Genomic DNA, 16,115 nt, shown 5'->3' on the forward strand with positions numbered 1-16,115 from the left:
GAGAATCTTTTTCGTTTCGTCAACAACATTTTTCCGCTTTCGCTTAAAACCCTGTTGACGCTACGGCCGCCTGTTTCTACAGCGGCCCCCGTTCGCAAACGAGGAAGCGAATCTTAGGCGAACATCGGCCATATGACAAGGGTTTGACGAAAATCTTTTTTTGGTGGTTCACTTCCGGGTTGAATTCACTAAACCAGCCACTGGAACGGCTTCGGCCATTGCGCTGTATCCAGCGTCGCTGGGATGGATATGGTCGCCACTGTCAAAGGCGCGCTGCAGGCGATTCGGTTGCGCCGGGTCGCGTAGTGCGGCATCAAAATCTACAACGCCGTCGAAGGCGCGGCTGGTCCGAATCCATTGGTTGACCGCAAGCCGGATAGCCTCCCGCGGCGCCGGTAGCGATGCCGGCGTCAACGTCGCGCCGAACACATTCACACCCCGGTGTCGCGCATCCGCAATCACCCGCTGATAGCCGGCAATCAGGTCGGTGGCTGTTACCGAGGTATGCGGGGAGTCGCAGTCAAGCCCGCCACGCGCCGGCATCGCCGCAAAGTTGATGTCGTTGATTCCGATTAGCAGAATGGCCGTCTTGACCCCGGGGCGTTCCAGCACATCCCGGTCGAAACGTCGGATGAGCGCGTCGCCGTAGCAGAGTGAGTCGCTCAGTAAGCGATTGCCGCTGATGCCAAGATTAACGATCGCCGTCGAATGGTCGCCGGTGCCGGCGAACCGACGAGCCAGCGCATCCGGCCAGCGCCGATTCTGATTCAGACTGGAGCGCATGCCGTCGGTGATCGAGTCGCCAATCGCGGCGACAGCGGCCGATGACGGCGCGTCCACCAACAAACCCGTCACCCATACATATTGCGTGAACCGGCCACGAAACGAATCAGCGGAGGTGTCGGCAGTGTGATTACCCGGTGCGGAAACATAATTCAACTGATTCGAGACCCGGTGCCACGCCACGATTCGCTGTTCCGGCCCCGTAAATGCACTGATCGCATAAGGTGAACCTTCCGCGATGTCGATAGCGACCGGGTCGCTGTCCAACTCCGCGCCTGCCGGTATGCTCACGGAGCTCTTGCCGCCAAACGTCACGCGCGCCTCGCCATTGCCCAGCGCTGCCGCGCCGCCGCCCGAGCGCGCGATGCGCAGTTCCTCGATGACGAGTGCCGTCTTGCCATACTCGTTGCTGAGATGGATTCGCGCGGATTTACCGGAGAGCGTCGGATAAACAATCTGGCGAACGGTGCGGCCTGCTACTTCAGGGGCGCGGTATAACGGCGGTAAATCCGACCGTTGCGGGATGGGTTGCAGCGCCGTCGCCCATGCGGTGACCCAGTGCGTCGGGGCGGCGGCGGCAAACACGGTCGAGGAAACGGTAAATTGGCAAAGCAGCGCCGCGCCACATGCGGCAGCCAGGGTGCGAATGGTCATTCGGGTGGTCAGTTCGAGGCGAAACGTGCATTGTGCCCGATCGCCATGGTCATCGCGGCTGACCGTGCGAACGGTATTGTGCAGTCGCCCGCGCCTGGTATCAGGGCTACGCCGGCGAACGGGCCTCGAGACGGCACGCGCATTCGCCGGGACTAGCGGAACCGGATTTATTCGGCTCTCCCCCGCACTAGAAGCTCACCCGGAACCTCAGGCGCCCCTGCTCGACCGAAGATGCATAACGCATAACGCCCCACGCAGATCAGCCCGCCCGCGCCGCAGCCATTCGACGCGAGCGCAGACGCATTACAAATCAGGTCGACGCTCCAGTCATCTTCAGTGCAAGTGCTTCGGCCACTTCAATCCCGTCGATGGCTGCCGAGTAGATTCCACCGGCATATCCCGCGCCCTCTCCGGCCGGATACAAGCCCTCGACATTCATGCTCTGGTAGTCATCCCGGCGCCGCACGCGAATCGGCGACGACGTTCTCGTCTCGACGCCTGTCAGCACGGCGTCATGCATGGCAAAACCAGCGATCTTCTTATCCATCTGCGGCAACGCTTCGCGGATCGCTTCGATCACGTAGTCGGGCAGCGCGGTGCTGAGATCGGTCGGATGCACGCCCGGCTTATATGACGGCACCACTGAACCCAGCGATGTAGACGGCCGCCCGGCGATGAAGTCGCCGACCAGCTGCCCCGGCGCCATATAGTTGCCGCCGCCGAGTTCGAACGCCCGCTCTTCCCATTTGCGCTGGAAGGCGATGCCGGCGAGCGGACCGCCCGGATAATCGTCCGGCGTGATGCCGACGACAATCCCAGCGTTGGCATTGCGCTCGGCCCGTGAGTACTGGCTCATGCCGTTGGTCACCACGCGGCCCGGCTCGGAAGTCGCCGCGACCACCGTGCCGCCCGGGCACATGCAGAAGCTATAAACCGCGCGCCCGTTGCTGCAGTGATGCACCACCTTATAGTCGGCGGCGCCCAATTGCTTGTGGCCCGCGAACTTGCCGAAACGGCTGCGATCGATCAGCCCTTGCGGATGCTCGATCCGGAAACCGAGCGAAAACGGCTTCGATTCGAGATAGACGCCGCGCTCACTCAGCATCTGGAACGTATCGCGCGCGCTATGGCCAACCGCCAGCACCACATGGTCGCAGCGCAAATTCTCGCCCGTCGACAGCTTTAGCCCGCGCACCTTGCCCTGCTCGATTTCGATATCGTCGACCCGAGTCTCGAAACGCACCTCGCCGCCCAACTCGTGAATGCTCGCGCGCATCTTTTCGACCATGCTGACGAGGCGAAACGTACCGATATGGGGCCGGCTCAGATAAAGAATGTCTTCCGGCGCACCCGCGCGGACGAATTCATCAAGCACCTTGCGGCCGTAGTGCTTCGGGTCCTTGATCTGACTGTAAAGCTTGCCGTCCGAGAAAGTACCCGCGCCGCCTTCGCCGAACTGCACGTTCGATTCAGGATTGAGCACCGACTTGCGCCACAGGCCAAAAGTATCTTTGGTGCGCTCGCGCACGGCCTTGCCGCGCTCGAGAATGATCGGGCGAAAGCCCATCTGCGCAAGGATCAGCCCCGCAAACAGGCCGCACGGCCCCATGCCGATCACGACCGGGCGCGGAGAAGTCAGTTGCGCCGGTGCTTTAGCGACAAACCGGTATGCCATGTCCGGCGTCACACTGCAGTGGGGCACGTCGGCGAGCCGCTTGAGCGCGGCCGCTTCATCCGTCACCTCGACGTCGACGATGTAGGTGAGCTTGATGTCCGCGCGCTTGCGCGCGTCGTGCGCGCGGCGAAACACGGTGTACCGGATGAGCCCGCTCTCGTCCACGCCGAGTTCAGCGAGACGCGCGCGGACGGCGGTTTCGAGAACGCTCTCGGGATGATCGAGCGGGAGTTTGATTTCGCTTAGACGTAACATGAGTACCGGGGATGCAGGAAGGCCGCAAATCGCGGCCAATTCGCAATTTTATAGGTTAAGTGTCGGTGCGGGGCAGAGGTGCTAGCGAAACGGCCCGGCGACGAACCCGAGGTCTCCCTATCGGTAAGAGCCGTTCTTCTCAAAAAATTTATTAACCGACCGGTCGGTTGGTTTATACTGCGCAGACACAGACAACTTCCGCTGAGAGTGTCCCCATGTACACGCAATCCCTGGATATCCCCGGCAACGTCGCGCCGCTCGATGCGGCAGCGAGTTCGCCAGAACAGGCGCAATTCGACGCGGTCATGACCGCCGACGGCAAGATCGAGGCGCAGGACTGGATGCCTGAAGCCTACCGCAAGACTCTGGTGCGGCAGATTTCGCAGCACGCGCATTCGGAAATCGTCGGCATGCTGCCGGAAGGCAACTGGATCTCGCGCGCGCCTAGCCTGAAACGCAAGGCGATCCTGCTGGCCAAAGTGCAGGACGAAGCTGGCCACGGCCTCTATCTATATAGCTCGGCAGAAACGCTCGGCGTGTCGCGCGATCAGTTGATCGCCGCATTGCACTCTGGCAAAGCCAAATATTCGAGCATCTTCAATTACCCGACGCCCACGTGGGCAGACGTCGGCGTAATCGGCTGGCTGGTGGACGGCGCGGCGATCATGAATCAGATTCCGCTGTGCCGCTGCACTTATGGCCCGTACGCACGCGCAATGATCCGTATCTGCAAGGAAGAGTCGTTCCATCAGCGTCAAGGTTTCGACGCGTTGATGTCGATGATGAGCGGCACCGAAGCGCAACGCGAATTAGTCCAGCAGGCCGTGAACCGCTGGTGGTGGCCGGTGTTGATGATGTTCGGTCCGAGCGACAAAGACTCGATCCACAGCAACCAATCGTCGAAATGGGGCATCAAGCGCATCTCGAACGACGATCTGCGCCAGAAATTCGTCGACGCCACCGTCGACCAGGCCAAGGTACTCGGCGTCACGCTGCCGGACCCGGACTTGAAGTGGAATGAGGCTCGCGGCCACCACGACTACGGCGACATCGACTGGGAAGAATTCTGGCGTGTCGTGAATGGCGACGGCCCGTGCAACCGCGAACGTCTCGCGACCCGCGTGAAAGCCCACAACGAAGGCACCTGGGTACGTGAAGCCGCCCTCGCCCACGCCGAGAAGCAGCGTCAGCGCGCGCAACAACAAGCTGCCTAACCACGGCGACAAGCCAGACAAAGTATCAGGAGATCAGCGATGAACAAGGAATGGCCGATTTGGGAAGTCTTCGTGCGCAGCAAGCAGGGACTCGACCACAAACACTGCGGCAGCCTCCATGCTGCTGACGCGCCAATGGCGCTGCGCATGGCGCGCGACGTCTACACGCGCCGCCAGGAAGGCGTGAGCATCTGGGTGGTGCCGTCGTCGGCGATCACGGCGTCTGCGCCGGAAGACAAGGCGGAGCTGTTCGAACCGGCTGGCGACAAGATTTACCGCCACCCGACGTTCTACACGCTCCCCGACGAAGTCAACCACATGTAAGCGCGGCCATGAACCTCACGCCCCAACATCTGCAGTACGTGCTACGCCTCGCGGACACCGCGCTGATCCTCGGTCAGCGCAATGCCGAGTGGTGCGGTCACGGCCCGATCCTCGAAGAGGACATCGCGCTGTCGAACATGAGTCTGGATCTGATCGGCCAGGCGCGCCTGCTGTACACGCACGCCGCCTCACTGGATCAGCAACTCACCGGCAAAAGCCGCACGGAAGACGACTACGCGTACTTCCGCGCCGAACGCGAGTTCGCCAATTACACATTGGCCGAGCTGCCGCATTACGGCCCGCTCGCCGGCACTGCGCAAGCCGAGAAAGACTATGCGGTCACGATCGTGCGCAACTTCCTGTATTCGACGCTGATGGCGCATCTGTGGGCGGCGCTCACTACGTCGAAGGATGAGCAGCTTGCAGCAATCGCCTCGAAGTCGATCAAGGAAACCAGCTATCACGTGCACCACGCGAGCGAATGGCTGGTGCGTTTCGGCGACGGCACGGACGAATCGCATCGCCGCGCGCAGGCCGCACTCGACTATCTGCTGCCGTACACGCGCGAGTTTTTCAGTGCCGACGCCGTGGAGGAGACCATCGCCGCCGCCGGCATCGGGCCGCTGACGTCTGACCTCGAAGCCGCATGGCTCGAAGACGTACAGGCCACGCTCAACTCAGCCACGCTCAAGCTGCCCGAAGCGGTCAAGCACATCACAACTGGCAAACACGGCGAGCACTCAGAGCACATGGGCTTCGTGCTGGCGGAAATGCAAAGCCTCGCACGCCAGCATCCCGGCGCCACCTGGTAAGCGCTGAACCGGAGACGGAACTTCACGATGACGACCTCGACTGCCATGCCCATCGCTGACGCCACACTCGAACGCGCCTGGGCCGTGCTCGAAACGGTGCCCGATCCGGAAATCCCGGTGGTGTCGATTCGTGAACTCGGCATTCTGCGCGACGTGAGACGCGCCACCGACGGCACGCTCGAAGTCGTTATCACGCCGACCTATTCCGGTTGCCCGGCGATGTCGCAGATCGCCGAAGACGTTGCCCATGCGCTCGACGTGGCTGAGCTGAAGCCGTATCGGATCGCCACGGTCCTCGCGCCGGCCTGGACCACCGACTGGATGACCGCCGACGCACGCGAAAAGCTCCGCGCCTACGGCATCGCGCCGCCCACCGGCAATTGCGGTTCCGCCGTGCCAGCACAGGAAAAAGTGATGCGCTTCGTGCCGCGCACGCTGCCGGCACCGTCGTGCCCCCGTTGCGGCTCGGCCCATACCGAGCGTCTCGCGCAATTCGGTTCGACAGCCTGCAAAGCACTGTACCGCTGCCTCGACTGCCGTGAACCCTTCGACTACTTCAAACCATACTGATATGGCCACCCCGCAATTTCATCCGCTGCGTATCCGCGAAGTGCGGCCCGAAACCGCTGACGCGGTCTCGGTCGCCTTCGAAGTCCCTGTCGAACTGCGCGACCTCTATCGCTTCACGCAGGGCCAGTTCGTCACGTTGAAAACACACATCGACGGTGAGGAAACGCGCCGTTCGTATTCGATCTGCGTTGGCGTCACTGATTACGATCGCGACGGCGAACTGCGCATTGGCATCAAGCGTGTGCGCGGCGGACGTTTTTCGAACTTCGCGTTCGACACGCTGCAACCCGGCCACACCATCGACGTGATGACGCCGGACGGCCGCTTCTTCACCCATCTCAACGCGGATCTGGGCCAGCAGTACCTCGCGTTTTCCGGCGGTTCGGGCATCACGCCCGTGCTCGCGATCATCAAAACCACGCTGGAAATCGAGCCCCGCAGCACCTTCACGCTGGTGTACGGCAACCGCAGCGTCGATCAGATCATGTTCGCGGAAGAGCTCGAAGATCTGAAGAACCGCTTCATGAACCGCTTCGTGCTCTATCACGTGCTGTCGGACGACTTGCAGGACGTCGAGCTGTTCAACGGCGTGCTCGACCAGCAAAAGTGCGCGGCCTTCATCGAAAACCTGCTTCCGGCCGATGCAATCGATGAAGCCTTCATCTGCGGCCCCGGCCCAATGATGGATGCCGCCGAAGCCGCATTGAAAGCCGCGGGTGTGCCTTCGGCAAAAGTGCACGTGGAGCGCTTCGGTTCGCCGCTGCCGCAAGCGGGCGTACCGCCGGTCGAAATCACCGACGACACCCCGGCCGCCGACCTCGAAATCGTCCTCGACGGGAAAAGGCGCAAGCTGCGCCTGCCATATCAGGGCGTTAGCGTGCTCGACGTCGGCTTGCGTGCCGGCCTCGCGCTGCCGTATGCGTGCAAGGGCGGTGTCTGCTGCACCTGCCGTGCGAAGGTGCTCGAAGGCGAGGTGAAGATGGAAAAGAACTACACCCTGGAAGAGCACGAAATCCGCGACGGTTTCGTGCTGACCTGCCAGTGCCATCCGATCAGCGATCGCGTGGTGGTGAGTTACGACGAACGCTAATCTGGCGCGACGGGCGGCCATGCGACGCCCGCAACGCTTTCAGCAGGTCCGCGATCCGCTTACACTAGGGGCCGCTCATCGATCGGACACCTATCCCGATCAATGAGCGGCCCCTTTTGTCATTTGCGTTTTTTGCCAGCCCAGGCCACTGCCGATGAGCACCATCCACCTCACCAACGGCGACGTCGCCGCCGAGTCACTGCGCGCCGCGCTAGCCGAGGCGGGCCGCGACGATCGCGTGCACGCGCTGCGTGACGATCTGGCGGTCGGCCCGCTACGCGGCATCGACGACGGACCCGACGTGCGAGCGACCTTCTGGGATCGCGTTAGTGCGGACACCAGGCGAGATTTCCTTCGGGAATTCCGCGAGCAGGCGGCGGCCCTGGAGAACCTCGCCCGCGGCGACGCGAATCTGGTGGTCTGGCACGGCGAAAGCGCAGCCGATCAATTGATGCTGCGCCGCGTCTGCTACCACCTGCGCAATAGTCCGCAGCGGCTAAACGAAGTGCGTCTGTCGATTAGCGACCTCACCGATCCCGGCGCATGGGCGCACAGCCGGAAAGATCGCGCGACGTCCGTTGGCATGTTCGCACCGGCTGTCCTGCAAGGACGTCTGCCGGACGCGGCGCCGATTTCGGTTCTGCGCATTAGCCGCCTCGCGCTCGAATGGCAGGAAGCCAAACACGCGAACGGCGAGACGCGGCGCTGGCGCGACAATACTTTCACGAGCGGCAGCTTCGGTGATCTGGACACGCTGATTCTCGAGCACGTCACTGGCGACTGGCAGCCCGCCGCGCGTGTTGCCGCCGAACTGATGACCGCAGAACTCTGGTATCTGGTGAGCGACAGCATTGTGCTGTGGCGCTTCCGCGAACTGGCCACCAGCCGGCGCATCAAGCTGCGCGGCGATACGAACGCATGGCGCACATTGGAATTGTGCACGGCGCTTGCCCCCTGTCCACACTAATAAAACAGACGACCATGGCCCGCACCCGAGCCCCCGACCACGACACCCAGCGCGATCAGATTCTTGAACTAGCTGCGACGAAATTCGCGCAGACCAGCTACCCGAGCACCTCAATGGCCGACCTCGCCGCTGCGAGCGGCACCTCGAAGGCGCGCCTGTACCACTACTACGCGAGCAAGGAAGCGATCCTCTTCGATCTGCTGGATCGTTACACGAAGCGGCTGATGCTGATCATTGCCGAGGTGGAAGGCGCGAGCCAACGTCGAGGACTGACGGAGCGGGAAACCTTCGCGGAACTGATCCGGGCTTTTCTGTCCGAGTACGAGACATCGCACAGCCGGCACGTTGCGCTTCTGAACGACGTGAAGTACCTGGTCGACACCCAGCGCGAGATCATCCTGAACCGCCAGCGCGACGTAGTCGCGGCTTTCGCGCGGCAGTTAGCACGCGCCTATCCGGAACGGGCCACGCGCGAGAACCAGACTGCTCTCACGATGATGGTGTTCGGCATGATCAACTGGACGTTCACCTGGCTCAAGCCGGACGGCCGGATGGGCTACCGGGAATTTGCCGAACAGGTGGTCAACATGGTGGACCACGGGTTGGGTTCCGCCGAGCGTTGATTGCGCATAGCAGCATTGCTCAACGGGAACAATTGCCGGGAGTTGCCGAGACGCGACAACTTGTCACGAACGCTCGTTCAATTTATTTATTTCTTAATAATCAATAGCATAAAAATAGGGCGCCAATCCTTTAGGCGTTCACTTCAATTTTTAATACGGGTTTTCCCTAGTGATGAATCGGAGTTTCCGCTAAAATCGTTTTTGCGGTGCACCACGCCGTTCGATCAAAAGGAGAACCTGACTATGAACATGCTTACACCCCGCGCCGCCGAGCCGATCGTCACGCACGATCGTCTGTTGCAGCCAGCCGGTCATGCACCTGCTCTGGTCCGTGAACTCACTGCCATTGATCGCGAACGGCTGCTAACCCACTTCCTCTCGCTCGACGAAGACGATCGCCTTCTGCGTTTCGGCCAGATCGTGCCGGACCACGTCATTGAAAACTATGTCCGCGCGATCGATTTCACGCGCGACACGGTCTTCGGCGTGTTTAATAGTCAACTGCAACTCACCGGCGTCGGCCACCTGGCGTATCTGCCGGTCGAAGGCGACAAGCGCACCGCCGAGTTCGGCGTGTCTGTGCTGGAAAGCGTACGTGGGCAAGGCATCGGCTCCAAGCTCTTTGAGCGCGCCGCCATTCGCAGCCGCAATACGCATGTGACCACGCTTTACATGCACTGCCTGTCGCGCAACTCAACCATGATGCACATCGCGAAGAAGGCTGGCATGAAGATCGAATACGCGTACGGCGAAGCAGACGCCTATCTGTCGCTGCCGCCAGCGGATCAATCGAGCATCATTACTGAAATGCTGCAGGAGCAAGCCGCGGTGTTCGACTACGCACTCAAGCGCCAGGCGCGTCAGACGTCGAAGTTGTTCGAATCGTTCTTGCCGACAGCTGCGGCAGCCTAACCGGTCTACGCTTCGGTGAAAAAAAGGGCGGCCTTGTGGCTGCCCTTTTTTGTTTGTCCGTCGCGTAACCGCACCCGGCGCCTACAAAATGGGTAGCGCCGTCGTCTCCTTGAACTTCTCGAGCGAAAAACTCGTCTTCACGTCGATTACAGACGGGTGATGCAGCAACTGCTCCTGCACGAAACGTGAAAAGTGCGCCATATCCTCGACCTGCACGCGCAGCAGATAATCCATGTCGCCCGTCATCGCGTGACAGGCGACCACTTCCGGCCACGTCTGCACCGCTGCGCGGAACAGATCGGCATGTGTGGTGTCGCCACGCGGACTGAGCGCCGGACCGCTGCGCTTTTCCAGCCGCACGTTGACATAGGCCAGCAGATCGAGCCCAAGCTTTTGCGCATCGAGCAGCGCGACATAGCCGCGAATCACCCCGCTCTCTTCCAGCCGACGGATACGCCGTAGACACGGGCTTGGCGACAGGTTGATGCGCTCGGCAATCTCCTGGTTCGACAACCTGCCATCCTCCTGAAGGATCGCCAGAATGCGTCTGTCGATGGCGTCTATTTCTATTTTTGCCATTTTCTGCCGTCCAGGTAAAAATTTGAGGTAGAAGATAGCTCCAGCGTATCCGCGCGCGATTAAGTTCGCAAGTTTTCGTCGCTAGCCGGCCTTTACACTTGCGTCATTCAGTCGCGCAAATGCGTGCGCCCCTTAGCTTTGCATGGGACCCGAGTAAGCGCTAAAACGCTAACTCCGGTCGACTACTTTGTATGGGACCCGAGTAAGCGCTAAAGCGCTAACTCGGGTCGACACAGGAGACAGACAATGCAGGTTTCAACTTGGGAAAACCCGGTCGGCACCGACGGCTTCGAATTCATCGAATACACCGCACCGGACCCGAAGGCGCTCGGCAAGCTGTTCGAACAGATGGGCTTTACTGCCGTCGCCCGGCATCGTCACAAAGACGTGACGCTGTATCGCCAGGGCGACATCAACTTCATCGTCAACGGGGAACAAGATTCGTTCGCGCAACGTTTCACGCGCCTGCATGGCCCGTCGATCTGCGCGATCGCGTTCCGCGTGCAGGACGCGGCGAAGGCTTACCAGCAGGCCCTGGAAAAAGGCGCCTGGGGCTTCGACAACAAGACCGGCCCGATGGAACTAAACATTCCGGCGATCAAGGGTATCGGCGATTCGCTGATCTATTTCGTCGACCGCTGGCGCGGCAAGAACGGTGCTGAGCCGGGCAGTATTGGCAACATCGATATCTATGACGTTGACTTCGAGCCGATTCCCGGCGCGAATCCGAATCCGGTCGGCCACGGTCTGACCTACATCGACCACCTGACGCACAACGTCCATCGCGGCCGTATGCAGGAATGGGCGGAGTTCTATGAGCGCCTGTTCAACTTCCGGGAAGTGCGGTACTTCGACATCGAAGGCAAGGTGACGGGTGTGAAGTCGAAGGCGATGACCTCGCCGTGCGGCAAGATCCGCATTCCGATCAATGAGGAAGGTTCGGACGTAGCCGGTCAGATCCAGGAATATCTGGACGCGTACCACGGCGAAGGCATCCAGCACATCGCGCTAGGCAGCAACGACATCTACCGTACGGTGGACGGTTTGCGCGCGGCGAACATCTCGCTGCTCGATACGATCGACACGTACTATGAACTGGTCAATCGTCGCGTACCGAACCACGGCGAGCCGCTGGACGAATTACGTAAGCGCAAGATCCTGATCGACGGCGCACCCGACGACTTGCTGCTGCAGATCTTCACCGAAAACCAGATCGGACCGATCTTCTTCGAGATCATCCAGCGCAAAGGCAATCAGGGCTTCGGCGAGGGCAACTTCAAGGCGCTGTTCGAATCGATCGAACTGGACCAGATTCGCCGCGGCGTAGTTCAGGACAAAGCCTAACGACAAAGGCCGGCGCGGAGTTCGAGGGATATAAAAAAGGGCGAGGATCTTGCGATCCTCGCCCTTTGTCGTTTTTGACGTTGCCCGTAGCCGGACAATGACAGATTTTCAACCGACGCGTCGCATCAGCGACGCATCACGAATTCTGGTCTTTCTCATCGGCCTTCGTGGATCGAGCAACGCGCTCCACTGCAATGCGTGCGGGCGCGACTTGCGCCGTGCTGGTGATCGCGTTCGACAGCGTCCCTGCGCTGCTCGAACTTGCACCCGAGCGCACCGGCGCGCTCATTGCGAAGAATGCGGCCGAAACCATCAGGAAGGTCTGGATATTTCTAGTGTTCATGCGTACTCCTTTTCTAACTGCCCCGCTGTCCTGAAGCTCCACCGAATGCAGAGCGTTGCGCAGACATTGCTCGCAGGTGGGGTATTAGACAGACATTTCAACTTCGGTTCCGCAGATTTGTAGTTTTTACAGCTTGTTACAGTGCCACGGCAGTTCTGAAAATAGCGCTAAGCGCATCAAGGAAATTACGCTGCAAAGCAGCATTTTAGGTGTGCTGCGGCGGGTTTTCACCAGTGCTACCATCACTTAAAACCCGTCAATATGGCGACCCCGGCCCCAAGCATTCACAAGATGCCACGGCCCAAAAAAAGTTTTGGTGATCCCAAACTAGGTGGAGGAGTACACATAATGAATGCCCCGCTAGACGCAGGTCAGCGAGCTTCGCTCGAAGCCGCGCTATCTTCCGTCACGCTCGACGACAAATACACCCTCGAACGCGGCCGCGCGTACATGAGCGGCATCCAGGCGCTGGTCCGACTGCCCATGCTGCAGCAGGAACGTGACCGGGCCGCCGGGCTCAATACCGCCGGCTTCATCTCCGGTTATCGCGGTTCGCCACTCGGCGGGCTCGACCAATCCTTGTGGAAGGCGAAGCAGCATCTCGCATCGCACCAGGTCGTGTTCCAGCCCGGCGTCAACGAAGACCTTGCGGCGACCGCCGTATGGGGTTCACAGCAGGTCAACCTGTACCCGAGCGCCAAATACGATGGCGTGTTCTCGATGTGGTACGGCAAGGGCCCAGGCGTCGACCGTTCCGGTGACGTCTTCAAGCACGGTAATTCGGCCGGCTCGGCGCAACACGGCGGTGTTCTCGTACTCGCCGGCGACGACCACGCGGCAAAATCATCAACCCTCGCGCACCAGTCAGAACATATCTTCAAGGCATGTGGCCTGCCGGTGCTGTTTCCGTCGAACGTGCAGGAATATCTGGACTTCGGCCTGCACGGCTGGGCGATGAGCCGTTATTCCGGTTTGTGGGTTGCGATGAAGTGCGTGACTGACGTGGTCGAATCGTCGGCTTCAGTCGATATCGATCCGCACCGCACGAAAATCATTCTGCCGGACGATTTCGCAATGCCGGAAGGCGGCTTGAATATTCGCTGGCCTGATCCGCCGCTGGTGCAGGAAGCGCGCCTGCTCGATTACAAGTGGTACGCGGCGCTCGCCTACGTGCGCGCGAACAAACTGGATCGCGTCGAAATCGATTCGCCGCATGCACGTTTCGGCATCATGACCGGCGGCAAAGCATATCTCGACGTGCGCCAGGCGCTGACCGATCTCGGTCTCGACGACGAAACCTGTTCGCGCATTGGCGTCCGTCTCTACAAGGTCGGATGTGTATGGCCGCTCGAAGCACAGGGTGCACAAGCCTTCGCGCGCGGTCTCGAGGAAATTCTGGTGGTCGAAGAAAAGCGCCAGATTCTCGAATACGCGATCAAGGAAGAACTGTACAACTGGCCGGACGCACAGCGTCCGCGTGTGTTCGGCAAGTTCGATGAAAAGGACGGCGCGGGTGGCGAATGGTCGGTGCCGATGGGCAACTGGCTGCTGCCGGCCCACTACGAACTCTCGCCGGCGATCATCGCCAAGGCAATTGCCACGCGTCTCGACAAGTTCGATCTGCCGTCCGATGTGCGTGCGCGCATTGCTTCGCGCATCGCCGTGATCGAAGCAAAGGAAAAGGCCTTGGCGCGTCCGCGCGTCGAAGCCGAGCGCAAGCCATGGTTCTGCTCAGGCTGTCCGCACAACACGTCGACGAACGTGCCGGAAGGTTCGCGCGCGATGGCCGGTATCGGCTGTCATTACATGACCGTGTGGATGGACCGCAGCACCAGCACCTTCAGCCAGATGGGCGGCGAAGGTGTGGCGTGGATCGGCCAGGCGCCGTTCACCAATGACAAACACGTGTTTGCCAATCTCGGTGATGGCACCTACTTCCACTCGGGCCTGCTCGCGATTCGCGCGGCGATCGCGTCGAAGGCGAATATCACCTACAAGATTCTCTATAACGACGCGGTCGCGATGACGGGCGGCCAGCCGGTCGACGGCGTGCTGACCGTGCCGCAGATCACGCATCAACTCGCTGCCGAAGGCGCGACGAAGATCGTGATCGTCACTGACGAACCGGAAAAGTACGCCGCCAACGTCGGCCTCGCGCCCGGCATCGACATTCACCATCGTGACAAGCTCGACGAAGTTCAGCGTCAGCTTCGCGAGATTGCCGGCACCACGATTCTGATCTATGACCAGACCTGTGCGACCGAGAAGCGCCGTCGCAGGAAGCGCGGCACGTATCCGGATCCGGCGCGGCGTGTGGTGATCAACGAAGCGGTTTGCGAAGGCTGCGGCGATTGCTCGGTGAAGTCGAATTGCCTGTCCGTGGAACCGCTCGATACCGAGTACGGCACCAAACGCCAGATCAATCAGTCCACCTGCAACAAAGACTTCTCGTGCGTGAACGGATTCTGCCCGAGCTTCGTATCCGTCGAAGGAGGTCAGTTGCGCAAGCCGAAGGCGGCTTCGGGCATCGTCGGTGACGCAATGCCACCGGTGCCGGAACCCGAACTACCGTCGATCGCGCGCCCTTATGGCGTGCTGGTGACGGGCGTCGGCGGCACAGGTGTCGTGACGATCGGTGCCTTGCTCGGGATGGCCGCGCACCTGGAAAACAAGGGCGTCACGGTACTCGACGTCACCGGCCTCGCGCAAAAGGGCGGCGCTGTGATGAGCCATGTGCAGATCGCCCAGAACCCGGCCGACATTCACGCGACCCGCATCGCAATGGGCGAAGCAAGTCTCGTGATCGGCTGCGACGCGATCGTCACCGCCAGCGACGAATGCGTCTCGCGGATGCAGGTAGGCCGTACCCGTGTCGTGCTCAATAGCGCGCACACGCCGACCGCCGAACTCATCAAGAACCCGAACTGGCGCTTCCCGGGCAGCAGCACTGAAGCGGACGTACGTGCCGGTGCGGGCGACGACGGCGTCGATATGGTCGACGCGAATCACTTCGCCGTCGCGCTGCTCGGCGATGCGATCTATACGAATCCGTTCGTGCTCGGCTACGCATGGCAGCGCGGCTGGGTGCCGCTGACCTATCAATCGCTGATGCGTGCGATCGAGCTGAACAACGTGCAGATCGAGAAGAATCGTGCTGCATTCGAATGGGGGCGCCGTGCTGCGCATGATCTGGCTGCGGTACGTAACCTCGCGCAGTCGCAAGGACGCGGTGCCGCGGCGGAAACGGCGAGCAGCAAGATCATCTCGCTGCACACGCCCAAGGCGCTCGACACGCTGATCGACAAGCGTGCCGACTACCTTGCGGCGTGGCAAAACGACGCGTACGCCGATCGCTATCGCGCCGTGGTGTCGCAAGTGCGTGTGGCGGAATCGGCGCTGGATTCGATCGACGGCCAGTTGCCGTTGACCGAGGCGGTCGCGAAGAATCTGCACAAGCTGATGGCTTACAAGGACGAATACGAAGTCGCCCGGCTCTACAGCGACCCTGCGTTCATCGAAAAACTGAAGGCGAATTTCGAAGGCGACTGGAAGCTGCACATTCACCTCGCGCCGCCGACATTCTCGAAGAAAGACGCACAAGGTCATCTGGTGAAGAAGAAGTACGGACCCTGGGTGTTCAGCGCCATGCACGTACTCGCCAAACTCAAGTTCCTGCGCGGGACAGCGCTCGACGTGTTCGGCAAGACGGAGGAGCGTCGCACGGAGCGTGCGCTGATCGTCGAATACGAGGCGCTGGTGCACGAACTGATCGGCGGCCTGACTGTGCAGAAGCGTGAGCTGGCCGTTGAACTGGCGAATCTGCCAGACGGCATCCGCGGTTACGGACACGTGAAGGAAAATAATCTGAAGGGCGTGCGGGTCAAGTGGAACGACTTGCTGACGCGCTGGCGCTCGCCGGAAACGGGAAAGACGCAACACGCAGCGTGATCTCGCCAGCTTGACCGGTCTG

14 protein-coding genes are annotated in these 16,115 nt (G+C 60.9%); 10 read left to right on the forward strand and 4 right to left on the reverse strand.

Features of this window, described 5'->3' with window-relative positions; translation table 11 throughout:
- Nucleotides 1-168 precede the first annotated feature (168 nt).
- Together PQR40_RS13900 and PQR40_RS13905 are read right to left on the reverse strand one after the other, a co-directional pair.
- Nucleotides 169-1,437: an SGNH/GDSL hydrolase family protein gene (locus tag PQR40_RS13900; RefSeq protein WP_408241225.1), complete on the reverse strand. Its 1,269-nt coding sequence runs from the start codon at nucleotides 1,435-1,437 to the stop codon at nucleotides 169-171.
- Between the two features lie 310 nt (nucleotides 1,438-1,747).
- On the reverse strand, nucleotides 1,748-3,367 hold the full coding sequence (locus tag PQR40_RS13905) for an NAD(P)/FAD-dependent oxidoreductase (protein ID WP_408241222.1): 1,620 nt from the start codon (nucleotides 3,365-3,367) through the stop codon (nucleotides 1,748-1,750).
- Nucleotides 3,368-3,582: 215 nt separating this feature from the next.
- On the opposite strand from PQR40_RS13905, the gene paaA reads away from it, so the two are divergent.
- The 8 genes from paaA to PQR40_RS13945 all read left to right on the forward strand — a co-directional run bounded on the left by paaA (nucleotide 3,583) and on the right by PQR40_RS13945 (nucleotide 9,879).
- The gene (gene paaA, locus PQR40_RS13910) at nucleotides 3,583-4,581 is read left to right on the forward strand and encodes a 1,2-phenylacetyl-CoA epoxidase subunit PaaA (RefSeq protein ID WP_408241219.1); all 999 of its coding nucleotides are present in this window, start codon (nucleotides 3,583-3,585) and stop codon (nucleotides 4,579-4,581) included.
- 39 nt (nucleotides 4,582-4,620) lie between these two features.
- Nucleotides 4,621-4,905: a 1,2-phenylacetyl-CoA epoxidase subunit PaaB gene (paaB, locus tag PQR40_RS13915; RefSeq protein WP_007179854.1), complete on the forward strand. Its 285-nt coding sequence runs from the start codon at nucleotides 4,621-4,623 to the stop codon at nucleotides 4,903-4,905.
- An 8-nt stretch (nucleotides 4,906-4,913) separates the two neighbouring features.
- Complete coding sequence (paaC, locus tag PQR40_RS13920) at nucleotides 4,914-5,717, forward strand: 1,2-phenylacetyl-CoA epoxidase subunit PaaC (RefSeq protein WP_408241216.1); 804 nt, start codon at nucleotides 4,914-4,916, stop codon at nucleotides 5,715-5,717.
- Between the two features lie 27 nt (nucleotides 5,718-5,744).
- Nucleotides 5,745-6,287 carry a 1,2-phenylacetyl-CoA epoxidase subunit PaaD gene (paaD, locus tag PQR40_RS13925; protein ID WP_408241214.1) on the forward strand — a complete coding sequence of 181 codons (543 nt, stop codon included), beginning with the start codon at nucleotides 5,745-5,747 and terminating at the stop codon, nucleotides 6,285-6,287.
- Between the two features lies 1 nt (nucleotide 6,288).
- Nucleotides 6,289-7,377, forward strand: coding sequence for a 1,2-phenylacetyl-CoA epoxidase subunit PaaE (gene paaE, locus PQR40_RS13930; RefSeq protein WP_408241211.1), 1,089 nt, complete (start codon nucleotides 6,289-6,291; stop codon nucleotides 7,375-7,377).
- A gap of 154 nt (nucleotides 7,378-7,531) precedes the next feature.
- Nucleotides 7,532-8,344: a DUF1835 domain-containing protein gene (locus tag PQR40_RS13935; protein ID WP_408241208.1), complete on the forward strand. Its 813-nt coding sequence runs from the start codon at nucleotides 7,532-7,534 to the stop codon at nucleotides 8,342-8,344.
- A 14-nt stretch (nucleotides 8,345-8,358) separates the two neighbouring features.
- A complete protein-coding gene (locus tag PQR40_RS13940) occupies nucleotides 8,359-8,967 on the forward strand; it encodes a TetR/AcrR family transcriptional regulator (RefSeq protein WP_408509208.1) in 609 nt (202 codons plus the stop codon).
- 243 nt (nucleotides 8,968-9,210) lie between these two features.
- Nucleotides 9,211-9,879: a GNAT family N-acetyltransferase gene (locus PQR40_RS13945; RefSeq protein ID WP_408241230.1), complete on the forward strand. Its 669-nt coding sequence runs from the start codon at nucleotides 9,211-9,213 to the stop codon at nucleotides 9,877-9,879.
- An 81-nt stretch (nucleotides 9,880-9,960) separates the two neighbouring features.
- Here PQR40_RS13945 and PQR40_RS13950 read toward each other — a convergent pair whose 3' ends face one another.
- Complete coding sequence (locus PQR40_RS13950; protein ID WP_408509209.1) at nucleotides 9,961-10,458, reverse strand: Lrp/AsnC family transcriptional regulator; 498 nt, start codon at nucleotides 10,456-10,458, stop codon at nucleotides 9,961-9,963.
- A gap of 246 nt (nucleotides 10,459-10,704) precedes the next feature.
- Between PQR40_RS13950 and hppD the strand changes: the two genes are divergently transcribed.
- Entirely contained in the window at nucleotides 10,705-11,802 is a 1,098-nt protein-coding gene (hppD, locus tag PQR40_RS13955; protein WP_408509210.1) for a 4-hydroxyphenylpyruvate dioxygenase, read from the forward strand.
- A gap of 136 nt (nucleotides 11,803-11,938) precedes the next feature.
- Here hppD and PQR40_RS13960 read toward each other — a convergent pair whose 3' ends face one another.
- Nucleotides 11,939-12,145 carry a hypothetical protein gene (locus tag PQR40_RS13960; protein WP_408241196.1) on the reverse strand — a complete coding sequence of 69 codons (207 nt, stop codon included), beginning with the start codon at nucleotides 12,143-12,145 and terminating at the stop codon, nucleotides 11,939-11,941.
- Nucleotides 12,146-12,493: 348 nt separating this feature from the next.
- Here PQR40_RS13960 and PQR40_RS13965 point away from each other — a divergent pair, with 348 nt between their 5' ends.
- Nucleotides 12,494-16,093, forward strand: coding sequence for an indolepyruvate ferredoxin oxidoreductase family protein (locus tag PQR40_RS13965; RefSeq protein ID WP_408509211.1), 3,600 nt, complete (start codon nucleotides 12,494-12,496; stop codon nucleotides 16,091-16,093).
- The last annotated feature ends 22 nt before the right edge of the window (nucleotides 16,094-16,115 follow it).

Source organism: Paraburkholderia sediminicola, from assembly GCF_046026855.1.
Classification (GTDB): domain Bacteria; phylum Pseudomonadota; class Gammaproteobacteria; order Burkholderiales; family Burkholderiaceae; genus Paraburkholderia; species Paraburkholderia sediminicola_A.